Source organism: Metabacillus rhizolycopersici, from assembly GCF_020075705.1.
In genome coordinates, this window is record NZ_JAIQUM010000008.1 from 52985 (window position 1) to 78225 (window position 25241).

Sequence of the window (25241 nt, forward strand, 5' to 3'; positions counted from 1 at the left end):
CATATTTAAGAGAAGGTGCCAGAAAACCTTCAAAATCTTGCTCCAAATTGTTAACAATCGCTACTTATATAGTGCAGCTAAAAAGATCCCCTTACTTTTACGATAGATCTCATCGAAGTCAGAAAATGGTAATGGATTTACACCTTTACCTAATTCAACTGTAAACCCCGGTTTTCGCCAATCGTTGACATACCAATCACGAAATCCAGCATGGCTGTCAATATCTCGAACAGCTCGATATCCGCTCATTTTTTCGAATTCGTTTACAATTGGCTCTGCTTCTTCAGGTTCTTTTCCTAAGTACCCCCAATATATTTCTTCCCCTTGGGTATGAAAAGCAAGCAGCCGGTCAAAATTACGCTTCTTAACGAGCTCAGCAAGTGCTATCGCTTCTGGTTCTGTTAATGGCGCATCTCCTGGATAATCACGTGGTGCTGGGGATTTTGGAATCTTCCGCTCTTTTTCAATTTCCCAATTAACTGGATACTGGTTATTTAAATCAATTCCACGTATGTTCGCTTTCCATTGGGAGAAATCAAGGCTCTGGTCATTTATATCTAAAAGAAATGAATGGTAAGTGATGTTAGCAGGTAATCCATTTACTACTAGATCTACACCATCAGGATTTACCATCGGAACAAATGAGATTGTCGTATCTCGATAAAAAGAAATACAATCAAACCCGCCAAACTGTTCACCTGTTACTAATGCATTGAGATAGTTTTGAAGCCAATGCATCATGATACTTGTTGTTATCCATTCATTCGCATGGAAAGAACCATTCATATGAATCGTTTTCATCCCTCTGCCAATTATTAATTCAATAATTGGATTCCCTAATACACTATATCCGATAATTTCTTTTTTAATAAATGGATACATCATGAGTAGCTTATCAATGTCTTTGTAAAGAATCTGGGAATCATAAGGTTTCCTTGTCTTTAGAAGTGTATCATGTTGGATGTGATCATGTATCATAGAATTCTGATCGTTCAAAAAATGGACACTTTCGCTCTTTTTATTCATGATATTCGTATGAAAAGGTAGATTTAATTGTGTATTTTCTTCAATTAATCCTCTTTCAAGTTTTTCATGCAGGTTGCAATCTATTAATATTTCTTTATGAATATTCAATTGTGCCGCAAGTTCATCTAATGAAATGGATTTTTTTGTCCTAATCTTCATTATCTTATTCCTCCCAACACTCATTTCTTAATAGCATATGTGGTGAGCGGTGAATTGTTGTTACGATAATGGATGAGTCATTTTCGGACAAAAAAACTGACTCGCTAAAAACCTCCCTTTGTCAAGGAAATGTCCTTACTCGAGCCAGCTCTAGTTGTTAATGTGTTTCAGTTGATACTTCTTGTTTTTGACCGTCTACAGATTCTACTTCATTGCCATAGAACCTTAGTAAGTCACCATAGATGATTTCATCTGAGTAGCTAAGTTCCTGCTTTGCTTTTTCCATAAATGGATCACAAACAGCTAGATCTACTTCTGTTCCCGTAGCTTTGTTATAGCAAACACCACGAGTATAGACATTATTTTCTGTAATAAAGCTTCCGTCTCTTAATACAGTAAATGAAAGCTTATCATCGGAGAAAACATCTGTACCAAACTGAATTTGCTCACTTGTATCAATTCCAAGCAAACTCATAATTGTAGGCTTAATATCAATTTGGCCTGCAACCTTTGTGAACGTTTGTGGATTTTTATCCGTTACACCTGGAATATGAACGATAAATGGAACACGTTGTAGTTGAATCGTTTCAAAAGGTGTAATCTCTTTCCCTAAGAACTTCTCCATTGCTGCATTATGGTTTTCAGAAATACCATAATGGTCGCCATATAAGACAATAATCGAGTTATCATAAACGTCGGTTTCTTTTAATTTTTCAAAGAAATGTTTGATACTTTCATCTAAATAACGAACTGTTGGGATATATTGATTTAATGTTTTACTGTTTGAATCAAACTCATCAATCAGTTTATCCTCTTCCCCTAATTCAAATGGGAAGTGATTAGTTAGTGTGATTAGTCTTGTATAGAATGGTTGTGGTAGTTCATCCATAATTGGAACAGTTTGTTCAAAGAAATCGACATCCTTTAAACCCCAACCAATTGAATTTTCTTCTGTTACTTCATACGAATTGACATCAAAGAAACGATCATACCCTAATGTCTCATACATGATGTCACGGTTCCAGAAGCTTTTATTATTTGCATGAAAGATTGTTGAATAGTAACCATAATCTTTAAGAATCTCTGGTGTTGCTTTGTATTCATTACTACTATTTGTAAAGTAAACAGCTCCACGGCCTAGTGGATATAAGGAGTTATCAACGATAAACTCTGAGTCTGAGGTTTTCCCTTGACCTGTTTGATGGTAAAAGTTCTCAAAGTAATAGCTTTCCTCAATTAGATCATTTAAATAAGGCGTAATTTCTTCCCCATTTAACTTCTCATTTATCAGAAAGGATTGTAATGACTCTAACGAAACTAAGATCACGTTGCGGCCTTCTGCGACTCCGTATAATTCGTCTTTAGGATCCTTACGATTTGCATTCACATAGTTTTCAATTTCAACTAAGCTATTGCTATCTGCTAACGCACGTTGAGCAGATGTTTTGGATTGTAAAAAGCCGTCATAAATATGAAAGTTGTAAATACTGATGTTTTTCACAAGCATTTCACGATCAAATGTACGAGTTAATAATTGTGGTCGCTCTGTTTCAGCTAATCCTAGGTTAAAGAAAAAGATTGCTGCAACTAACAAGAAATAGGCTGATCTTTCTTTTCTTGTTAAGCGAGATGAAGACTTGAAGGTTGGTTTTTTTAATAACCAATATAATACAGCAAGATCAACTAGCATTAAAAGATCGCTCGGTAAGAATAAGCCCCCAATGCTACTTCCTAAATCCCCCATATTGCTTGTCTGAAATAAGACTGGAATTGTTAGAAAGTCATTATAGAAGCGATAAAATACCATATTTGCTAGTAATAAGATGGTTACAAAAATACTTACGCCAAATATGTAACGGTTTCTGTTCTTTTCTTTCATAAATAAACCGATTCCGAAAATAAATAACAAGAAACTGATTGGATTAATGAATAGAATAACCTCTTGTGTAAAGTTTTCAATTTTAATATCGAAGCTAGTTTTATAGACAACATAAGTTTTGACCCACATAAATAGTGTTGCTAACAGTAAAAAATAAATTTTCGAAAAAGATTTCTTGCCCATGAATTTACCTCCCCACCCCTTGTGCCAATAACGCTATTATTTCTCTATAATTCCATTTATTAGTTAATACCGTGATAACTAAATCATATCTTAATACTTCTTTTACAAAAAATCAATCATTATTAATATTCCCCTAACAATAGACTGTTAAAATTATAGTTTTAAGTTTATTCTGATCGTCTTATTATTAGACGTATGAAACGTTAAAAAGTTCCGTATTTTATAGAAGTTCTAAAATTCAGAATATTACATAACAAAAGCACAAGCTCCTTGATCATCCTAAGGCAGACATAAGACGCGCATGACGCCGATGGGCTAAGCGCTGGATGGCGTGCGCTTAGCCACAGTACAAAAATTTTATAGTACGCGCTATAAAATAAAAAAGTTTGTAGCGTATGGCATTCGCTACAAACTTAAGAAGTACGTATTATTGAGTTTTCTATATGAAATGAAACAACGTTTATTTCTTTGCTAACTTTGTTTTAACTAACCACGCTCCACCGATGACACCAGCATCATTTCCGAGAGTGGCAATCGTAATTGTAGCACCTTCAGCTACCCTCGGAAAGGCAAACCGTTTAAAATAGTGCTCTACTTTCGTGACCAAATGATTTCCCGCTTTTGAAACTCCGCCACCAATCACAATTTTTTCTGGATTTAATCCATTTGAGATATGAGCAAGGGCTAACCCGAGATGGAAAGTAACGTAATCTACAATTTCCTCTGCCAAGGAGTCACCTTTGTCTGCTGCATCAAATACATCCTTTGAGGTAATCTCTGAAATAGAGTGAAGCATACTTGTCTTTTCAGCTGTAGCAAGCTTTTCTTTCGCAACTCTTACAATTCCTGTTGCAGAAGCAATTGTTTCAATACATCCTGTTTTTCCACAATTACAAGGAGCACCACCTTCTGGAACCACAGTTATATGACCAATTTCACCGCCTGCGCCATTCACACCATGGACAACCTCACCATTCGAAATAAGTCCTCCACCAACACCGGTTCCTAGTGTTACACAAATCAAGTCTTTCGCGCCATCTCCAGCGCCCTTCCACATCTCACCGATTGCCGCAATATTTGCATCATTATCAACCACAACCGCCAAACCGGTTTCTAACTCTAAATGGTCTTTTAACGGATAGTTTGTCCAACCAAGGTTTGTCGTTTTGTACACGAGTCCACTTTCTGTATTAACAGGCCCTGGTGCACCCATTCCAATCCCAATGAGCTTATCTTTTGTGTATCCTAGTTCAGAAAGTTTTGCATCGATGGCTTTGGCAATATCAGTTGTAATTGCCTTTCCTGTTTTATCAGTTGGGATTTCCCATTTCTCTTTCAGATGACCGTAATAGTCGATAAACGCCATTTTAATCGTTGTTCCGCCTAAATCAACACCAACTAGCCATTGCTCATTCACTAATAATCAACCTTCTCTCACTTATGTATGATTAAAACCATTTTTAAATTGCATCGTTCCTATTAATCTTTGCAATTTATTTCATTGTCAATGAAATATAAGTTATCGTTTAAGCCTTTGTACTTCTTGTCTTAAGAGAAGAATGGCCATTTGATAGTCTTGTGTTTCAATTAGATTTGATTGGAATAATTGTTTAACCTCTTCCTCCATTAATTCTAAATCTGCAATTCGATCGCCAATATAAATAATTGTGCCGAATTTTTTTAAAAGCTGTTGAACATCATAAATTGTTTTCATGTGATCACCTACTTACATTTGTCCGTTTTATCTATTCATGAGTAGTTAAATGCTAATGCATGACCTTATTGGGCATTTATCCTCTAGTTTGACTTCAGCATCCTTTTAAAGTCTTGGAAAGGGAGCTTATGCCCATTAACATGCAACTTCACCATAAAATCCGTTCTATTTTAAGTATATAGGAATTGCTTTTAGCGTCAAGAAAACGTTAAGTCCAACTTCAAAAAAAAAGCGCAAGCGCCTTGATCAGCCTCGGGCAAATAAAACGCTTGCGCTGGATGTCGTGCGCTTATCCACAGTACAAGAATTTTATAAGTTCCTAAGCATTTAAAAAAGCAGACGAATTCTTTTTAGAATAAGTCTGCCTAACGTCATTCATTAGCGATCTGGATCCTGTGGATGTAAAAATGTTGGTCGTCTATTTTTTAGTGGCATTGGTGATCTAAATAATACATCACGCATTGCTCGATAGTTAAATGGGATGAGTGGATAGAGATATGGCACATTAAATGATTTCATTCGAGTAAGCATAATAATCCAGCCTGTCATTCCAATCATAAAACCAATTGCCCCTAACCATGCGGTAAAGAGTAATAAAATAATCCGATAGATACGATTCGCAAGTCCTAACTCATAGCTCGGTGTTGCAAATGTTCCAATTGCCGCGATTGCTAAATAAAGCACGACCTCATAAGTTAAAAGCCCGACTTCAACAGCTACCTGCCCAATCATCAAGGCAGCAATTAACCCTAATGCGGTCCCCAATGATGTCGGGGTGTGAATCGCTGCCATCCTTAACGCATCTATCCCGATCTCAATCAGCAAAAATTGAATGAGTAGTGGGATATGACCTTGCTCATTAATGCCGATAAACTCAAGTCCTGGTGGTAGAAGTCCTGGATTTTGCGCAAGTAAGTACCAAAGTGGTAATAGAAAAATCGATGCCCAGACCGCTATAAACCGTACGATTCGCAAATATGCACCAACTACTGGTTTGTTACGATATTCTTCAGCATGCTGGAGATGATGCCAAAATGTCGTTGGTGTAATCAGTGCGCTTGGTGACCCATCAACGAAAACGATAACATGCCCTTCATACAAATGAGATGCAGCCGTATCAGGTCGCTCAGTATATCGTACTTTGGGATATGGATTGAAATGGCTTCCTGAGATAAACTCTTCAACTGTTTTTTCTCCCATCGGTAAACCGTCTGTATCAATCGCTTCTAATGATTTTTTTAGATCTTCTACATGATTTAAATCAGCAATATCTTCTAGATAACAAACAACGACATCGGTTTTTGACCTTCTGCCAATCTGTAAATACTCCATTCGTAGTGAACGGTCTCTGATCCTTCTCCTTGTCAACGCTGTATTGAAGACAATTGTTTCGACAAAGCCATCTCTTGCACCGCGAACAACCCGCTCCATATCTGGCTCTTGTGGCCCCCGGACAGGATAAGTACGAGCGTCAATAAAAATAGCCTTATCAATGCCGTCTACTAAAAGAGCCGTTGGGCCCGCTAATACAGTACTTACGACCGTATTTAAGTCATCTGTATTTTCTACCTCCACATAAGGAATATATGTCTTTAACAGCTTTTCTAGCGTATTTTCCTCTAGTTGCTCGGGAGCTAGCTCTGATAAATATTTCATTAAATAATGAAGGATATCATCCTTAACAAATCCATCAATCATGAAAAGAGCCATCTTTCGCCCAGCATACTCTACATCTAGCTGAAGGACATCAAAGCTTTTTTTCACTCCTAGTCGTTCAGACAAATAGGAGATATTTTCTTGAAAATCTTTTGAAATAATTTTCTTCTCTATTCCGTGCACCATACGATTTCTCCATTTCGTCTCACAATTTGTTACCATCTTCGACGAAACACTGGAAATACATACCTGTAATAATTAATTTGTTTTGTGTTTTCTAGAAGCACAAAAAGCATGGTAATGATAGCACCATGCTTTTATACTTAATCGTAAAAAAATCCCCTACCACAACAAGATTACGAGAAGCTATCAGAAAATAAACTTCGCTTTAATTTATCAACTGATTCCTAAATGCTTGATAAGTTTCATTTGTAGGGTCATGTTCAAGGGCTTTGCCTACTGCTTCTTTCGCAAGCGTCATGTCGCCTCCATTGGCATATAATACAGCAAGATTATAATGTGCTTGATGATAGGTATCATCTGTTGAGATAATTTGTTGTAGATGGTGAATCGCTTGATCGTATTTCTTTAATTCGATTTCAGCAACTGATAACAAAAACAAATGATCATTTGAGGTTTTCTCACCGTTTATCGCTTCATTCAAATAGGAATAAGCCTCTTCATATTTTTCAGCCTGGATTAACTCTTGTCCTTTGACGATTGTATACTCTGAATACTGTACTTCAGCATGGCCGATCCCATATCGATACAACCCAATCATTAAAAAGATCGTCGCCACTAAGCCTACTAACCGGAGGAGTACTTGTTTCTGTTTTGGTAACTGAACAATAAGTGCTGCTAAAAAACCACCGACTAACCCACCAATGTGTCCTGCATTATCAATATTTGGAATCACAAAGCCCATTGCCAAGTTAATCCCAATGATAACCAAGAGATTTGAGCCCATCGTCCGAAAAAATACTTTTCTATTTTGCACACCTATATATAATAAGGCTCCGAAACAACCGAATATTGCACCAGATGCTCCTGCAGATAAAAAGGGACTAAATGCAAAACTTACAACCGTACCAGATATACCAGCAACTAAATAAATAAACAAAAATCGAAGAGATCCGTATGCTCGTTCAACTGCAGGTCCAATGTAATAGAGGGCAAAACTATTCATTAACAAATGGAGGAAACCGATATGTAACACAATCGGAGCTAAAAATCGCCACCATTCTCCATCATAAATGAGCGGATTAAATTTTGCACCAAAACGGATTAACGTTTCAGTATTCGTGCTACCTCCGGACAGTTCTAACAAGAGGAACATTAAAATTTGTAAACCAAGAAAAATATATGTAAGAAATGGCTTACCATTTTGAAAGATTCTTCTTTCTTCCTCTCTTTGTTGGTTATGATACTGAATAACCCGATTGCGCAAATGTTGAATATCTTGCATCTCTATGTTTGGCTTAAGTTGCTCATGTACATCTTCAAATTGGATATTCAATACGCTTTCTAACTTTTGAAGTCCTTCCTCACATTCGTTTTTAACAAGCAAGGTGGACGTAATATCAATTTTCCCGTTTAATTCGCTATAGCCACTACTAAATGAATCAGGCAAATCGTCTACTGGTGGTAAGCTTGAAACATAAATATTCATGACACGAATGGGACCTTTTACTCCATTTTTTAAAAGTTGTTTAAACTTTTGACTTGCTCGCTCGATATCTATTGTAAGTGTATTTCCCCAATCGACATCCATTCGTCTTAATCGAACAATCGTAAATTGTTTATTTCGAAAAGGCTCAAGTAATACTTCTCGTCCGTCCTGTGATAAGGCAAGAATGGTATACTTCTGTTTAACAACAAGCTGCTCAATTAATGACCAATATAAATAATCCTGCTCTATGACCATAGTATCCGCTCCGAATTCACTTTTTCTTCATTATACCAATTAATTTACGAGAAAATGAAGAATCCTGCTTTTTTACGAGTAGAACAAAAGCGCAAGCGCCTTGATCAGCCTCAGGCATAGCATAAGACGATCAGGAATAGAAGGTGTTTTTTACCTTCTATTCCTGATCGTCTTATGACCTCGAGGGGCTAGGCGCTGGAGCTGGATGTCGTGCGCTTATCCACAGTACAAGAATTTTATAGTTTACTAAACGATAAAAAAAGCTAACTCATAAATCACAAAGTCAGCTTTTTTCAGTAAAGTAGGTACAATTTTTAGTGAAATGCACGATTTATAAACAGTTCTTTTAAAAATGGAACTCTCATTGATAGTTGGATAAAATATCTCCGTAATGCTGGTTGGCCTAAAATAATATTCACAATTTTATACCGATAACGATATAAAGCAAGTGAACCAGCCGCTAATACAAGAATTCGTCTCATATCAATCCCTCCTACCTCTAGTTTTAGTAGGAAGATCTATTTTTATCCTTTAAAAAACGGATCCATCGTTTCTTTTAATACACTTGCAGAATGGGCAAACTGTTTTTTCTCTTGTTCATTGAGACGCAATTCGATAACTTTGTGAACGCCATTACGATTCACAATCGCAGGTACACCAATATAGACATCATCTTCACCATACTCTCCTGCTAAATAACAAGAAACAGTTAAGATTGAGTTCTCATTTTGAAGGATCGCTTTCGTTAATCGAACAAGACCCATTGCAATTCCGTAGTAGGTAGCTCCCTTACGATTAATAATATGGTAGGCAGCATCCCGCACATTCACGAAAATTTCATCAAGCTTTTCCTTCTCATCTGTTATTGAATCTAATATTGGTAATCCACCGATATCAGCATGACTCCAAACAGGGAGCTCGGTATCACCGTGCTCGCCGATAATATATGCATGAACATTGCGTGTATCTACTTTAAAATGTTCACCTATCAGATAACGAAACCTTGCTGTGTCAAGAATGGTTCCAGATCCAATTACACGACTTTGTGGTAAGCCTGAATACTTCCAAACAGCATAAGATAAAATATCAACGGGATTTGTAGCTACGATAAAGATACCATCAAATCCACTTTCCATCACATCAGTTACGATTGCTTTAAATATTTTTAAGTTTTTAGCTACAAGATCTAAACGGGTCTCACCTGGCTTTTGGTTCGCACCAGCACAAAGGACAACAAGATCTGCCGTTTTACAATCGTCATAGCTACCATACCAGATTTTTGTAGAACTTGGAGCAAAGGCTAAGCCATGATTAAGATCCATCGCGTCACCCTCAGACTTCTCCTTATTTAGATCAATTAATACAAGCTCTTCTGTTACACCTTGATTCAACAACGCAAATGCATAACTAGAGCCAACAAAACCTGTACCAATCAAAGCGACACGATTCACATTATTAGCCATTTACTACCAGCCCTCTCAAAATATTTTTCACAAACTAATCATAATCAGTTTGTGAATTACTTCACAATTTTATTTTACATTATTTTTTCATTTATGGTGAAGTAAAGAGTGAACACTTTATGAAAGAATAATCAAACCTAACATTGTCGCTAAGGCGATTGATAGGAAATTCACTCCATCATTATTTAGGAAGCTGAACTTTTTCATCTTCAATCCCCGATTATGACAATGGTTTTGTTTTTCTGTTAATTTCCCACAAACCGTACATATGTATTTCACTTGAATCGTTTGCCCTAATAAAGTATCTAGTAAATTCCCGATGAAGCCAAACAGTATAACCAATGCGATTGGATACCATGAAAGAGAAAATAGGAGTCCAGCACCGATAGCTATAAAAGCAGATCCAACTACCGCCGCACACGTTCCTAGTAAAGACACCGCACCAGACGTACCTCGTTCTACTTTCTTAAATGTTAATAATAATCTTGGATTTTGTTTACTGAGCGTACCGATTTCGGAAGCCCATGTATCAGCATTTGCTGCAGCGATTGATATACAAAACCCAAGTAATACAACTTGGCCAAACGATTGTCCTGTAGCTTGAACAAGACTAAGAATAGCGGGAACTCCTCCATTTGCCAATACCTGGACGATGTCCCTGCGATCTCCTTTTTCTAAAATATCGTGGAGGTTTGATTTCTTTACGCTCTGAAATTTACTTAATAAGCTTGAACTGACAAAAAAACAACCTAATAGTAATAATCCCTGTATCGAAAAGCCAAGATAAATGGACAGCCCTACTACGATTGCTCCAATTGCACCGCTTCCAGTTAACGATTTCATCTTCCAGCCTACAAAAGAGATCACTAAAATAAATAAAACGGCCACAACCAATTGAATATCGAGCATACTAACTGATTACCCCATCTTCCGTAATCAATGCTGAAACAGCAATATCATGGGCTTCTGTAGGGACTATATCCACAATTTGAGATGAAAACGCTAATGACAATGTTTGATTTTTATAGTGAGGTAAATATCGATCAAAATAACCGCCGCCATAACCAATGCGATAGCCTCTACGGTCATAAACAATGCCTGGTACAATCATTAGCTCTATTTGATTTGGATTTACTTTTTCCGTCTCTTCTACCTTTGGCTCTAACAATCCAAAAAATACACGTTCAAGCTGATTAAATGATGTTATTAATCTAAAATCCATTGTTTTCATTTCTGGATGACATTTTGGAACAACAATATTTTTCTTCTCTTGCCATGCTTTTTCAATAATATGTGTTGTATCAACTTCGCGACCAGTTGAAATTGTCACAGCAATCGTTTGAGCAATCTTCCATTCCGGCAAAGAAAATAACTGTTTATGTATGTCACCAGAATATTGCCAAAACTCATTATCAGTCATATTAGCTAGTTTATTCTTTATTAAGGAACGTAGATAGTTCTTATCCAATTCGATCCCCTCCCTCTTTCCTTTATTATAGCTGGAAAAGTAGACAGGAATCACTTGTTATCTTCATTAATGGAGGATTTCAAAAGAAAATTTCTTTCGCATTGCACTTTTAATCATCATTTACCTTTCAATCTGTGAATTCTTTATGTATGGTTTTGCTTATCAACCACTAGACCGGTTTTTTCCTCCATTGGGTTAAAGATATCCTTCATTCTATCTTTTCCGCCATAATCAACAATTCCACAAAAAAAAGGCAAAAAAAAAAGCAGTAGGAATAAAACATTCCTACTGTTACTTTGTTTCGCGGTGTAGAGTCTTCTTTTTCTCTCTTGAGCAATATTTGTTAAGCTCAAGACGATCTGGGTTATTACGTTTATTCTTTTTAGAAATATAGTTACGATCGCCACAATCAGTGCAAGCTAATGTAATATTTACACGCATGTTTCTTTCCCTCCAAACATAAAAAACTAAAAAATCTAATCAGACTTTAGTATAATACCATTTTTTCCGAACTAATTCCACATGTATTTCATTATATTTTTATTTTACTCTTTTTCTCTTCGTGTATTCACCAACTTCGAATATAAATCTGCCATTTCTTCTATAATATATGACCAATTATAATTCGTAATTGCTGCATCATAACCGACCATGGCATTTCTTTTTAATAGACTAGGCTGTGATAAGTATAATTGAAGTGTGTTAGCAAGCGATTTACTAGTAGCTTCGTTAACTAAAATCCCCCTGTCATCTGCCAAAACTTCTGATAATCCACCTAGAGTGAAGGCAACAACTGGTTTCTTCGTGATCATTCCCTCTAGTGCAATAATTCCAAACGGTTCATATAAACTTGGAATGACCAGCATTTCGCAATGATGGAGCAACATGTTTCTTTCTTGATTTTGGACAAATCCAGGAAAAATAACCCTATTGTCTATACTTAATTCTTTCGTTAATTGCTTTAGATGCTTACTGTCAGGACCACTACCGGCGATTACGAGTTTTAAATCTGGAAAATCCATCTGAATGTCTACGAATGCTTGAATGAGATGTTGGAACCCTTTTTCCTTTACATGTCTTCCCATCGCAAGTAAATATGGAGCTTTAATATGGGAGAAACCGTGTATTGCATCCTCCTCAAAGATAACAGATTGATAATTTTTTGGAATAATTCCGTTCGCGATCACTTCAACCTTCTTTATAGGGCATTTAAATTCATCTAGTAATACGTTTTTCATAAACTGACTACAGACAATTATTTGATCAGATTTGTGAATGAGCATTGTTTCATATTCGGTTATCCTTTTTGATACTTTATCAACCTTACCACTTTTTCTCCCATTTTCAGTTGCGTGGATGGTTGTAAGAAGTGGCAGATTCATGAACGTTTTCAACTGAATTCCAGCTATTCCTGTTAACCAATCATGGACATGAATAAGATTGAATGGAAGATGTAATTCCTGCAAAACAAATTGCGAAAAACGAAAGTTAAGATTGTGGATATACTCAAGAAAGTCTTTTGCATTCCTCTGCCAAGGAAGCAAACGAAATACATGTACACCATCTTCTATCTTATAGGATTCCTCATTCGTTTTTGAAATTGTTATTACAATAAAATGTAGTCCTCTTTTTGTACCCTCTGACACTAAATCCGTAACATGTCTACCGAGACCGCCAATGATCTGATCCTTATATTCTGTTGTAAGGAGCAAAACAGTTAAATTAGAACGATTATTCAATAAAGGCACCTTTTCACTCATACACTGTATAACCTGAGTAAGCTTGCATCCACGCTACCTTTTCGTTAGAGCGTTGCTCCCAGTGAAATTCTGTACATGCTTTATTCTCGGATTGGACATTATGGACCGTATTAGAGCGTTTAACTGTAATTGTTTCATTTCGAGAGTTACATCCAACAATCTCACAGTAATACGTTCCAGTTGGAAGATCGAATAACCTTAGGACACCGCTTGAATCTTGAATAATAAAATCAGTAAAATGCTGTTGATTACTCTTTCTGTATAGTGTAAGCATTATCAGTAAATCATCATATTCCTCACCTAAAATATTCCCTAACATTCCTTTTGTTGTCGTCGAAAGACTCCATGTTATAAGAAGAAATGTTGGATATTCAATTATTTTTATTCTATCCTCAGAGAATGCCGATTGCATTCGAATTGTATAATTATTGGTTTGACTGTTGTCAATTGACTTCATCGTTGTCCTCTTCTTTCACTTTTCATGCTACTAACAATCTTATCATGTAAAGATTGTTAATACTTCATGACAATCTAAAGAAAATTCGTCAAAAAACTACAAAAGCATGGCTATTTATGATATAAAGGTAAAAGAAAATACTCAATAGAAGGTGAAGTAAAATGACAATAATGATTATCATTTTGTTTATTATAAGCATTGTGCTAATTGGTTTTTCATTCCTACAACGTGATAATGTAAAGGAACTAGAACAGGAACTAGGTCATCTGCAATTGTCAGCGATGCAAGAAATTTATAAATTAAAAAAGAAAATGAAACTTGTAGAAGAGGAACTTTTGCAATCTGATACACCTTTGAAAGTAGAAACAAAAAACACGAGCGAAAATGAACAAACAAACACTTCCCGCATTTTAGCAAAGTATAGTCAAGGTATGTCACTTGATGCGATTGCATTATCAGAAGGTACGTCAGCTGAGGAGATCAGCACTATTGTTAAACAGAATGAGAGGGTTTTAACATGAGTAAAGTCGGATTTCAGGCATTTGCGGCTGGAATGATCGTGGCGACATCTTTATTAGGTGGTACTTATTTTTTATCTGATAAACAATCAGCATCGGCAGACATAGAAAAAAAAGAAGTCTCGGAAAGCGAAGTTGAATCATTTTTAACATCGAACGGAAGAATTTCAATTCCGACTGACGAATACGAGGAATTATTGGCGGTAAAAGATAAGGCCCTAAAGCAGCCAGTTGAACAACCAGAGAAAGTCGAAGAAAAGCAAGAAGAGGTTGTTAAATACACAGTTAAAGTTACAGCTGGTATGTCAACGTATGAGATTTCCAACGTATTAGAGCAAAATGGAATTATTAGTGATTCCTTTGCTTTTGATCAATATCTAATTAAACATGATTTCCATAGAAAAATACAACTTGGCTCATTTGAAGTACGTAAGGGAATGGACTTTTATCAGCTAGCACATATTTTAACAGATTAAACATTAAAAACAGCCATTGATTTAGTTCAATGGCTGTTTTTTGTATATTACGTATTTCATTACAAAGATGATCGTAAGGAACCGATTTAGCTATTTAAATCATAGTGTTGACCTTTTACTAGGAACATTGTATTTTCAGATATGTTCGTTGCATGATCGGCCGTTCTTTCAAGATAACGGCAAATGAATAATAGTTGTGTTAGTTGTTGGAAATCATCTTTACTAGTGCTCATTAGTTCAAGAATATCCCGTAACGTTTCTCCATAAAGATCATCAACTTGATCATCCATATCAGCTACATTTTTAGCTAAAACAATATCTTCTTCATTATATGCTTTAATTGAAAGTGACAGCATTTCTAGCGCAATTTTGTGCATTTTTTTGATGTGATTAATCGGTTTAACTAAAGGCTCATTGCCAATTCTAATCGCTGATTTAGCAATATTAACAGCAAAGTCTGCCATTCTTTCAATATCACTAGATATCTTTATCGCAACAACAATCCTTCTAAGATCCACAGCTACTGGCTGTTGCTTTGCAATTAATAAAATAGCTAAATTATTTATCTCTTCATCAAGATCATCTATTCTGTTGTCTTCTTCAATGATTTCAAGCGCCGCATCAATATTTTGTTTTTCCAATGCATCAATCGCTTTACTTAAAGCAATTTCTGTAAGACTTCCAATTTCAATCAGTTTATCTCTTAGATTTTTTAAATCAAAATCAAATTTTTCCCTAACAGACATTTAACATACCACCCCAAAATTATTTTACTGCAAAAAATGCACCTCATGCAGTGCGACTTCTGACAGTGAGATTTTCTTTCCTCCAACTGTTGGCTTCCCGTTAAGAATTGGATAAATCCCTTTCAACATTTTGCTACGTCTGATTGCAAACGCTTTAAAAATTGTTGTTGAAAATAAATGTCCAATAGATACGAGACTTGGACATTTACTTTATGACGTGATCCCATAAAACCCAAACTTAAATACTTCATATTTCCTAAATTATTTAAGTTCGGGTTGGATATCACTAGAGCGAGGCTTCCCCTTCATTTAGATTTTATAGGCAGTTTCTCCCCAATCTACGCTTCTTTGATTCACTCAAGCTTAGTGGAGAGATTTGACTGCCCTTTTATGAGATATCAGATCTAAGAGAATTCCCGCTTTATAATTTAACACGAAGTTTTTTGAATATATTAACCGAAACGACCAGTGATGTAGTCTTCTGTACGCTTATCAGATGGGTTTGAGAAAAGTGTATCTGTATCAGTGTACTCTACAACTTCTCCACTCAAGAAGAAAGCGGTACGATCAGAAATACGAGCTGCCTGCTGCATATTATGTGTAACGATAATAATACTATAGTTTTGTTTTAATTCTTGAATTAATTCTTCAACTTTTAGTGTAGAAATTGGATCAAGTGCAGATGTTGGTTCATCCATCAAAATAACATCAGGTTCAATAGCTAAGCAACGTGCAATACATAAACGCTGTTGCTGTCCACCTGATAGACCGTAGGCATTTTCTTTTAGACGATCTTTAACCTCATCCCAAATAGCTGCTCCACGAAGGCTTTTCTCAACGATTTCATCAATTAGTTTTTTATCTTTTATTCCATGAATTTTCGGACCATATGCTACGTTATCATAAATTGATTTAGGGAATGGATTTGGTTTTTGGAATACCATACCTACTTGTGTTCTTAACTCTTCTACTCCATATGATTTATCAAAAATATTTCGCTCACGATAAAGAATTTTACCAGAGGTACGAACAATTGGAATGAGTTCAACCATACGATTTAATGTTTTAATATAAGTCGATTTCCCACAACCAGATGGTCCAATAATCGCAGTAACATCATTTTCATAAATATCAAGATCAATATTTTTCAGTGCTTGATCCTTGCCGTACCAAAGGTTTAAATTATCTGTTTTATAAACAACGTTCTTTTTAACTTCTACATGTTTCTTTTGTGTATTTTCTCTTTTAATATTTACACTCTCCATAACGAAAACCCCTCCATTTAAAACGAATTAATAACGGTTTGAAAACTTATTTCTAATTAACACGGCAACAGAATTCATAACAATCAAGAAGATAAACAACACGATTATTCCGGCAGCAGCGACTTCTTGGAATGCCGCCTGTGGTCTACCCATCCAGTTGTATAATTGTATTGGCATAACTGTAAATGAATCCATGACACTTTGCGGCAAGTAATTTACGAATGCGAATGCACCTACAACAAGTAAAGGTGCAGTTTCTCCTATTGCTCTTGAAAAGGCTAAAATACTACCAGTAATAATTCCAGGTATTGCTGCTGGTAAAACAACCCTTAAAATCGTTTGCCATTTTGTTGCCCCCATACCATATGATGCCTCACGAAGTTGTTTTGGAACTGAACGAATTGATTCCTGAGACGCAACTACAATAACAGGTAAAACAAGTAATGCCATTGTAAATCCACCAGCTAAAATACTTCGTCCTAAATCAAAGAAACGTACAAAAACGGTTAAACCAAGAAGGCCAAATACAATCGAAGGAACTCCGGCCAGATTTGAAATATTCATTTGAATAAAATTTGTAAGTTTATTTTTCTTTGCATATTCTTCTAAATAGATGGCTGTACCTACTGCTAATATTAATGCAGTTGGAATCGTAACCCCCATTACCCAAAGCGAACCTACGAGGGCTGCTTTAATACCAGATTGTTCTGGTTTTCTAGAAGCGAAGTTTTGGAAAAACTCCAGTGAAAAATGACTAGATCCTTGAGTAAATATCCGATATAAGAGGATTGCTAACACGACTAAAGTTAAACATGTTGCAAAAATAAAAATCCCTTTAAAAGTCTGATTTAATGCTAACCGTCCACCCATTTTTTTTGCAACTTTCTGTTTATCTATCATCTTCATATTAATATTCCTCCCTAAAGCGTCGAGAAATAAATTGTGCTAAGAGGTTTAGAATTAACGTAAATAAGAACAATGTCATTCCTACGGCATAGATACTGTAATAAACCGTTGTTCCAAAACCAGCGTCTCCTGAACTAACTTGAACAATATAGGCTGTCATTGTTTGAATTGATTCAGTCGGATCAAACGTTAGTTTCGGTGTTGCACCTCCAGCTAATGAAACGATCATTGTTTCACCAATAGCACGAGATACACCTAATACGACAGATGCAACGATACCAGACATAGCAGCGGGTACAATAACTTTCATTGTTACTTCAAATTTTGTAGCTCCTAATGCTAATGCGCCTTCTCTCATTGCTCTTGGAACAGAACTCATTGCGTCTTCTGAAAGTGATGCAATTGAAGGGACAATCATGATCCCAACTACAATACCTGGACTCAGCGCATTAAAGAGTGGTAAATCAGGAATTAAATTTTGCAATAGTGGTGTAACGAATGTTAAAGCAAAGAAACCATACACAATTGTTGGTATTCCAGCTAATACCTCTAATATCGGCTTGACAATTCGTCTTGTACGATCAGATGCATATTCACTCAAGAAAATAGCGGATGCTAAACCAATTGGAACTGCAACAATAATTGCAATCACTGTAATTAATAACGTACCAGAAACCAAGGCCATAATACCATAAGATGCTGAACCTTCAAAGAATGGATACCATTCTTTTGATGTTAAAAACTCGACAATTGAAACACGAGAAAAGAATGTTGCTGTTTCAAAAAGTAAAGTTAACACAATACCTAATGTTGTTAAGATTGAAATTAATGCTAAAATAAATAAAATACCTGGAACCATTTTTTCTACAATTTGATTTGCGCTATTTTTAGATTTTTTCTCTTTTATTATGTCGCGCACACTTTGACTATTTGGTAAAGCCATTTTGAAAAACCCCTTTCCAAAACATAGGAAGAAGGATGAGAAGGATATCCTTACGCTTCTCATCCTCTAATTTAATGAATTACTTTAAACCCTCAAGAGTTTCAAGTTGAGATGTGTAATCTGCTTCTGGAAGTGATACATATCCAACTTCTTCAGCAAATGTTCCAGCATTTTCAAGGTAGAATTTTACGTATTCATACACTTGCTCTTTATCTTTAAGAGAAGCATTGTTAGCATAGATGTACAATGGACGTGAAAGTGGGTTGTAATCACCAGATTCAACAGTTTCATTAGTAGGTGCTACAGCTTCACCAGCTTCGTTTACAATCGGTACAATTTTTAAATTATCTTTGTTTTCTAAGTAATATGCATAACCAAAGTAACCAATAGCGTTTTTAGAAGAAGTAACACCTTGAACTAGAACGTTATCATCTTCAGATAATGTTGCTGTTTTAACAATTGGTTCTTCATCTAAAATGATTTCATCAAAATAGTCATAAGTACCAGAATCTGCTCCTGGTGAGAAGAATACAACTTCTTCTGCAGGCCATTCCGGATTAATATCAGACCATTTTTTAGCTTTTCCATCTTCAATCCAAAGTTGTTTTAATTGATCAACAGATAATTGATCAACGAAATCATTCTCTTTATTAACTACAACTGAAAGACCATCGAATGCTACTTTAAATTCAGTAAGTTCAATTCCGTTTTCTTCAGCAGTTGCTTTTTCTTCATCTTTAATTGGGCGAGATGCTTGAGAAATATCTGTTTCACCTGCAAGGAATTTTTCAAATCCACCACCAGTACCAGACATACCAACTGGAGCTTGTACATTTGGATGTTCTGCATTGAATTCTTCAGAAACAGCTTCACCGATTGGGAATACTGTAGAAGAACCATCGATACCTACTTCACCTTCAAGTTCAGCAGTTGCCTCTTCTCCTGCTTCTTCTGTTGTTTCAGTGTTTTCTGTACCAGTATCAGTTGTTGTGTCATCTTCAGCGTTTCCACATGCTGCAGCAAAAGCGACTAATGCAGAAAGCATAATTGACATTGCTAAGAATTTAAAGCTTTTCATTCTTTATTCCCCCTAGAATAATGTTGGTTTTGTCCTACGTGTTCTAGAATAACGCTTGAGTATTAATTTTGTTTTAAGCCAATGTAAAGGTTTTGTAAATTCGTGATGGAGTTTGTCATATTTTGTTTTATTTTGGGTTAAACAATTTAAGTGGTACTCTAAACTATCTATTTTATTGTTCTTTAATGACAATCTTTCTATTCATCATGAGAATTAAGATTCCCACAACATTTTCCACTTTCTTTTTTTATACAATTATCCACTACTTTCACCATCTACTAGGCCGGATTTAGGAATTGGTTTTTGCTTTGTTTCTTCTATTGTTTCATTACTTTCATCCAAGTGAATATTTCTTACCAAAAAATAAATAACGGTATGACCTACTCCAACGATTGCCAATAAAATTGGGATACTTTGTTTTTCATCAAAAAAAGTAACGGCAATAATAAACCCAAGAATTGAGACAATTCGTCCAGAATTAAGAAATATTTCTTTCACTACAATATATTCAACTCTTGCCTTTGCAGCATTCCTAGCTCGACCGATTACATCATATGTTAAGGATGAATAAGGTACCAGTAGCATAGGATAGCCAATTGCAATCAAAACTGCATAGATAAGTAATTTCTGATACGTTAGATCAAATAGAAGAATAAAGATGGACAAATAAAGAAGAATGCCCCCAATTAGGATGAAATTTTTCCTTTTTGTTTTCTTTATTAGTCTTGTTGCCAAGTAATAAACTAAAAAAGCTACACTAGAATTTATCAAGCCGAATGTTCCGAGCGCTAATTCACTACCTGTTGCAATAAACACAAATACATTAACGACAAATGCTAATGTCCCTTCTCTAAATCCTTGAAAGAAATGAGCATTTGTGATTAATCTCCAATTTTTATTATTTTTCCTTTCTTTAAAAATTTGTTTAAATAAATAATCTCCGTGTGCAGGTCTCCTTTTAAAAAAAAAGCTCAAAACTACAGCTCCTGCAAATAAGATAAGTGATATCGTAAAGATTGTTGTATAGCCTGTGACATTTTTCAGCCTTGAAATGATAAAGCCCGCAATGATTGGACCTACCATACCTGCCAATGAATTCATCACTCCAAAAAAACCGTTAAAAAAATCTCTCGTTTCCGGTTCAGATATTTCAAAAGCAAGTAGATTAAAGGCTAACCAATAAAAGCCGTAGCCAATTCCAAGAGTCCCGCCTAATAGTATGAGAAATTTGGACGCTAATCCTCCTATCATCAATACTGAAAGGAAAAAGATCGCCAAAAAAATGACTCCAAGCCGTAAGACGATTACGCGGTCTACTTTTTTGGCCAGCCTTCCCGCAAATATGAATGTTAATGGCTGCATGATAACAATGGATAAATTGTATATACCCAAATCAAGAAATGCCTCAGATTGCTTCCACAAATATACATTCACAAACGTATTTGAAAGAGCAATACTTAGCGAGTACAAGCCACTAACAGCTAGCAACAATACTAATTCTTTATTAATATCTACATCTCCAATAACCTTTTGCAATTTCGACATAAAAATTACTCCCCTTCGACTTCTCCTCCATAGTCTGTCTTATCAATTTGGAGTTATGTATTTAGATTGTAATTGATGAACTTCGTACTGCTGGTGAGAGTAGGTGAGGGAAATAATTAGATGCAGTTGGAGGATATTTCTAGAATCGCGTAAGTAGGAGGTTTCTTCATCCCGCGCTGTGGCTGGATGTCATACGCTTATCCACAGTACAAAAATTTTATAATACACTATAAGACAAAAAAGAAGAGCCAACATGTGTCAGCTCTCCCATACTTCATATTCTTATTTTGCAGCGTTGTAACGATTTGTTACTTCATCCCAGTTAACAACATTCCAGAAAGATGAAATGTAGTCTGGACGACGATTTTGATAATTTAAGTAGTATGCATGCTCCCAAACATCTAATCCTAGAACTGGAGTTTTACCTTCCATTAATGGAGAGTCTTGGTTCGGAGTGCTTGTCACTTCTAGTTCACCATTGTTTACTACTAACCAAGCCCAACCAGAACCAAAACGAGTTGTAGCAGCTTTTGCAAACTCTGCTTTGAAGTTTTCATAGCTACCAAATTTAGCGTTAATTGCTTCACCTAATTCACCTGTTGGTTCTCCGCCACCATTTGGAGAAAGGATCGTCCAGAATAAGCTATGGTTAGCATGTCCACCACCGTTGTTGCGAACTGCTGTACGAATAGCTTCAGGAACAGCATCTAAATTAGCAACTAATTCTTCTACACTTTTACTTGCAAGGTCAGCATTTCCTTCTAATGCTGCATTTACATTCGTAATATATGTGTTGTGGTGTTTCGTGTGATGAATATTCATCGTTTCTTTATCGATATGTGGTTCTAGTGCATCGTATGCATACGGTAATTGTGGTAATTCATAAGCCATTTTTATTTCCTCCTTAGAATATGTACATTTTAAAAGCCTTAGATTTGCTCTCAAATTTAGATTACCAAAATTAGCTTGTTCTTTCAAATAATAAGCCCACAAATCCGTTATTCATTTTATCCATGTGTAGTTTGTTCTATGTATAAATACTTTTTTTCATTTCATACACCATCGCTAAAAAATGGTAATTAGAAACCAGTCAATCATTAATAATTAAATTCTGATTTTTGCTAGCACTCAAAAAGTGAAGACGGCACTTGAAATAATCGATTTGCTCCTCCATTAAGTGCCCAATTAGAAAAAAATCACCTTTTCTTCTAATAAGTTTTAGCATTGAATTAATAAGTAAGGATAGCTTAACCTTGCTTGATTAATATTGGTTTCTGTAACCCAAAACAGCCTCGGCAATATTGACACAATGATCACCGATCCGTTCAAGACTACTAATAATATCAACAAAGACGATACCAGCAGAGCTAGTACATTCCCCCTCATAGATTCTTAACATGTGCTTCTTACGAAGAATTCTCTCCATTTGATCAATTTCCTCTTCAGATTTCAATACTTTTGTGGCGAGATTTATGTCTTTGTCATCCAATGCTGAAATCGAATCTTTTACAGTAGCAATTGTTAACTCAAACATTGTTTCCAAATCGTTTTTCGCAGATTCCGTTATTTTTGCTTTATATCTTAATTGATAATCGACTAATTTTATGACATTTTCAAAATGATCACCAATTCGTTCAAAATCTCTGACTGTATTCATAAGGATACTATGCTCTATAGATTCTGTTTTAGACATGGCGTTTTTTGATAACGAAACCAAATATTCTGTGATTTTATGGTCTAAATTATTAATTGCACCCTCTAATTTCAAGGCAGTATCCGAATTTTTTGGTGAATACGTTAATTGATAATCTTTTGATTCTTTTAAACCATGAACTGCAAATCTCCCCATTCGAAGGATTTCTTCTTTTGCTTGTCCCAACGCAATTGAAACGGACTGTCCGATAAAGGCTGAATCTAGATATTTTACTTTATATTCTATCATTAAATCTTCACCTGGAATTAGCTTTGATACGATCCAAATGAGCATTCCTATGAGTGGAATTAGAATAATTGTATTTAGAATATTAAACGAACTGTGAGCAAATGCAATCGTCATAAAAGGAGATAAGTCAAATATTGCTTGTAGATATTGTATAAAAATGGTAAATAATGGCAAAAATATCATAAAAACGACTGTTCCAATCACATTAAGCATCACATGGGTTAACGCTGCACGTTTTGCCGCAATTGAGGCTCCAATAGTAGCTAAAACCGGGGTAATCGTTGTACCAATATTGTTACCAAAAAGCACAGGTAAAGCACTATGAATGTCTACTAGTCCATGGCCAAACAAGTCTTGAAGTATCTCAACCGTGAGACCAGAGCTCTGCAGTATAATAGTAAAAACTGTTCCAAAGAAAACACCTAGTAACGGATTAACGCTCATATTTACAGCTAATTCATGAAACCATGGTACAGTACTTAGAGGCATTACCCCATCGTTCATTAATTGTAAGCCAAAGAATAGAGCACCAGCCCCAAAGAAAATTTGACCAAAGTTTTGTAACCTCTTATTTTGACAGAAGAAGAGCAAAACTGCACCTAAAAAAACCATCGGCAATGAATAGTCTGAAATATGAATACCGACGATAAATGCAGTAACGGTTGTCCCAATATTTGCCCCCATGATGACACCAATCGCCTGTCTAAGTGTCATAAATCCTCCACTCACTAACCCAACAGTAATGACTGTAATACCGGTACTAGATTGAATTAATACCGTAAAAATAATCCCCGCTAAAATACCCAAATATGGATTCTTTGTAAACTCTAATATATCTCTAAGCTTGTAGCCAACAGACTTTTGAAGACCATCCCCTAAAAATTTAGTACCTAATAAAAATATCCCTAGTCCACCGATAAATTCAAATACTATGTTTTGGAAGTCAACTCCCAAGATTCCCAACTCCTTGATCTCATTCCACTTTAATCGACAAAAAACTACAACTATTTCAATTATCACCGATTTATTACATTATTGTAAAGGAACTTTTTTTAAAAATTTACAATAATGTAATATTAAATTAATAAATACGCTTTCAATTGAAAACCTCTCTTTTTATATGTATGAACCTTGAATTCTCTTGTTATGAGATATAGAATATAAAGCGGGATTTCCCATCAGTTGAGGATTTACTATATCCACACAAATGGTTAACGAGACTTAGCTTTGCTTTTATTGGAGATGCCCCCTCCTTCACTCCTTTGTTTTACTAAAAGCTAAGAAGTGGAGCTTTACTGACAGGTAATGCGTGATAAATAAGAAGGATGTGCCATTATTAATGAATGTATTCAAACAACTTTTCTCTAGTCTATATTCCCCAAAACTTATCTCAACATTTAGGTTACAAGGAATTTGGAAAACGATACTCTACGTATTTATTTTAGCCTTACTAAGCACCATTCCTACTGCCTATCATTTTTCTAGTGGATTGACTGCGGGATTAAAAGGAATTGATCAAACACTTCGTAATGATTTACCTTTCTTCTCAATCGAAGATCATACATTATCCGCTGAAGCTGATCAGCCTATCGAAATAAAAAAGGATAACTTTATCATTATTTTAGATGATACGGGTACATATGGTGTAGATGAAGTTGAGGCGAAGCGTAACGCTATAGGTATTTTAAAAGATCGTTTTGTTTTTGTTACGAACGGTCAAACACAATCATATGAATATAGTCTTATGAATATGTCATTTTCAAAGCAAGACATTATTGAGTTCTCCGACCAAGTAAATCAGTTTCTACCAATATTTGTTTCCATTTTATGTTTCGTTATGTATTTGTTCAGCTCGATTGTGAAATTTATTGAAATAACAATTTTAGCGATTTTTGGTTTAGCATTTAAAAATAGTCTTCAAAGGGTTTTAACATTCAAACAAGTTTGGATACTTTCAGCCTATGCAACAACGTTATCGACCTTCTTTTTCTTTGTTATGGATAGTTTACAAGTTGTTGTACCGGGTGGATTTTTAGTAAATTGGTTTGTGCATTTGATTATCCTTTATTTAACATTAAAAGAAATTCCATCCACTAAAACAGCTTGAACTTAACAAAATCACATAAAAAACGC

General features: G+C 35.5%; 24 protein-coding genes. 3 read left to right on the plus strand and 21 right to left on the minus strand.

Going from position 1 to position 25241, the window contains the following annotated elements; translation table 11 throughout:
- Positions 1-60: 60 nt before the first annotated feature.
- The 13 genes from K9V48_RS05650 to K9V48_RS05710 form a co-directional block, all read right to left on the minus strand.
- On the minus strand, positions 61-1185 hold the full coding sequence (locus tag K9V48_RS05650; protein ID WP_224137631.1) for a M14 family metallopeptidase: 1125 nt from the start codon (positions 1183-1185) through the stop codon (positions 61-63).
- Between the two features lie 157 nt (positions 1186-1342).
- On the minus strand, positions 1343-3247 hold the full coding sequence (locus tag K9V48_RS05655; protein WP_224137633.1) for an LTA synthase family protein: 1905 nt from the start codon (positions 3245-3247) through the stop codon (positions 1343-1345).
- Between the two features lie 460 nt (positions 3248-3707).
- A complete protein-coding gene (locus K9V48_RS05660; RefSeq protein WP_224137635.1) occupies positions 3708-4664 on the minus strand; it encodes an ROK family glucokinase in 957 nt (318 codons plus the stop codon).
- 102 nt (positions 4665-4766) lie between these two features.
- Positions 4767-4961 (minus strand): YqgQ family protein, encoded by a 195-nt coding sequence (locus K9V48_RS05665; RefSeq protein ID WP_111613949.1) that lies wholly within the window; start codon positions 4959-4961, stop codon positions 4767-4769.
- Between the two features lie 378 nt (positions 4962-5339).
- The gene (locus K9V48_RS05670; RefSeq protein WP_224137636.1) at positions 5340-6803 is read right to left on the minus strand and encodes a spore germination protein; all 1464 of its coding nucleotides are present in this window, start codon (positions 6801-6803) and stop codon (positions 5340-5342) included.
- Positions 6804-7005: 202 nt separating this feature from the next.
- Complete coding sequence (locus tag K9V48_RS05675) at positions 7006-8541, minus strand: rhomboid family intramembrane serine protease (RefSeq protein ID WP_224137637.1); 1536 nt, start codon at positions 8539-8541, stop codon at positions 7006-7008.
- A 314-nt stretch (positions 8542-8855) separates the two neighbouring features.
- Positions 8856-9023 (minus strand): protein YqgO, encoded by a 168-nt coding sequence (yqgO, locus tag K9V48_RS05680; RefSeq protein ID WP_224137639.1) that lies wholly within the window; start codon positions 9021-9023, stop codon positions 8856-8858.
- 42 nt (positions 9024-9065) lie between these two features.
- Positions 9066-10004 carry an L-lactate dehydrogenase gene (locus K9V48_RS05685; protein ID WP_224137640.1) on the minus strand — a complete coding sequence of 313 codons (939 nt, stop codon included), beginning with the start codon at positions 10002-10004 and terminating at the stop codon, positions 9066-9068.
- Between the two features lie 117 nt (positions 10005-10121).
- The gene (locus K9V48_RS05690; RefSeq protein ID WP_224137642.1) at positions 10122-10913 is read right to left on the minus strand and encodes a DUF92 domain-containing protein; all 792 of its coding nucleotides are present in this window, start codon (positions 10911-10913) and stop codon (positions 10122-10124) included.
- A gap of 1 nt (position 10914) precedes the next feature.
- Positions 10915-11472, minus strand: coding sequence for a 5-formyltetrahydrofolate cyclo-ligase (locus tag K9V48_RS05695; protein WP_224137643.1), 558 nt, complete (start codon positions 11470-11472; stop codon positions 10915-10917).
- Between the two features lie 291 nt (positions 11473-11763).
- On the minus strand, positions 11764-11913 hold the full coding sequence (rpmG, locus tag K9V48_RS05700) for a 50S ribosomal protein L33 (protein ID WP_111613944.1): 150 nt from the start codon (positions 11911-11913) through the stop codon (positions 11764-11766).
- A gap of 104 nt (positions 11914-12017) precedes the next feature.
- Positions 12018-13232 carry a glycosyltransferase family 4 protein gene (locus K9V48_RS05705; protein ID WP_224137645.1) on the minus strand — a complete coding sequence of 405 codons (1215 nt, stop codon included), beginning with the start codon at positions 13230-13232 and terminating at the stop codon, positions 12018-12020.
- Positions 13225-13689 carry a hypothetical protein gene (locus K9V48_RS05710; protein ID WP_224137647.1) on the minus strand — a complete coding sequence of 155 codons (465 nt, stop codon included), beginning with the start codon at positions 13687-13689 and terminating at the stop codon, positions 13225-13227. The genes K9V48_RS05705 and K9V48_RS05710 overlap by 8 nt, the downstream gene beginning before the upstream one ends.
- Before the next feature lie 161 nt (positions 13690-13850).
- Between K9V48_RS05710 and K9V48_RS05715 the strand changes: the two genes are divergently transcribed.
- Positions 13851-14210, plus strand: coding sequence for a hypothetical protein (locus K9V48_RS05715; protein ID WP_224137649.1), 360 nt, complete (start codon positions 13851-13853; stop codon positions 14208-14210).
- Positions 14207-14683 carry a hypothetical protein gene (locus K9V48_RS05720; protein WP_224137651.1) on the plus strand — a complete coding sequence of 159 codons (477 nt, stop codon included), beginning with the start codon at positions 14207-14209 and terminating at the stop codon, positions 14681-14683. Before K9V48_RS05715 ends, K9V48_RS05720 begins: the two co-directional genes overlap by 4 nt.
- 86 nt (positions 14684-14769) lie before the next feature.
- Here K9V48_RS05720 and phoU read toward each other — a convergent pair whose 3' ends face one another.
- The 8 genes from phoU to K9V48_RS05760 all read right to left on the minus strand — a co-directional run bounded on the left by phoU (position 14770) and on the right by K9V48_RS05760 (position 24065).
- Positions 14770-15429 carry a phosphate signaling complex protein PhoU gene (gene phoU, locus K9V48_RS05725; protein WP_224137653.1) on the minus strand — a complete coding sequence of 220 codons (660 nt, stop codon included), beginning with the start codon at positions 15427-15429 and terminating at the stop codon, positions 14770-14772.
- 452 nt (positions 15430-15881) lie between these two features.
- Positions 15882-16694: a phosphate ABC transporter ATP-binding protein PstB gene (gene pstB / locus K9V48_RS05730; protein ID WP_224137655.1), complete on the minus strand. Its 813-nt coding sequence runs from the start codon at positions 16692-16694 to the stop codon at positions 15882-15884.
- A 27-nt stretch (positions 16695-16721) separates the two neighbouring features.
- Positions 16722-17600, minus strand: coding sequence for a phosphate ABC transporter permease PstA (gene pstA / locus K9V48_RS05735; protein ID WP_224137657.1), 879 nt, complete (start codon positions 17598-17600; stop codon positions 16722-16724).
- Between the two features lies 1 nt (position 17601).
- Positions 17602-18543, minus strand: a complete 942-nt coding sequence (gene pstC / locus K9V48_RS05740; protein WP_224137659.1) for a phosphate ABC transporter permease subunit PstC — start codon at positions 18541-18543, stop codon at positions 17602-17604.
- 79 nt (positions 18544-18622) lie between these two features.
- Positions 18623-19621: a PstS family phosphate ABC transporter substrate-binding protein gene (locus K9V48_RS05745; RefSeq protein WP_224137661.1), complete on the minus strand. Its 999-nt coding sequence runs from the start codon at positions 19619-19621 to the stop codon at positions 18623-18625.
- Positions 19622-19876: 255 nt separating this feature from the next.
- Positions 19877-21166 (minus strand): MFS transporter, encoded by a 1290-nt coding sequence (locus K9V48_RS05750; RefSeq protein WP_224137663.1) that lies wholly within the window; start codon positions 21164-21166, stop codon positions 19877-19879.
- A gap of 282 nt (positions 21167-21448) precedes the next feature.
- A complete protein-coding gene (gene sodA / locus K9V48_RS05755) occupies positions 21449-22057 on the minus strand; it encodes a superoxide dismutase SodA (RefSeq protein WP_111613933.1) in 609 nt (202 codons plus the stop codon).
- Between the two features lie 370 nt (positions 22058-22427).
- Positions 22428-24065 (minus strand): Na/Pi cotransporter family protein, encoded by a 1638-nt coding sequence (locus K9V48_RS05760; protein WP_224137762.1) that lies wholly within the window; start codon positions 24063-24065, stop codon positions 22428-22430.
- Positions 24066-24447: 382 nt separating this feature from the next.
- Between K9V48_RS05760 and K9V48_RS05765 the strand changes: the two genes are divergently transcribed.
- Complete coding sequence (locus K9V48_RS05765) at positions 24448-25215, plus strand: DUF1189 domain-containing protein (protein ID WP_224137666.1); 768 nt, start codon at positions 24448-24450, stop codon at positions 25213-25215.
- Positions 25216-25241: the final 26 nt, after the last annotated feature.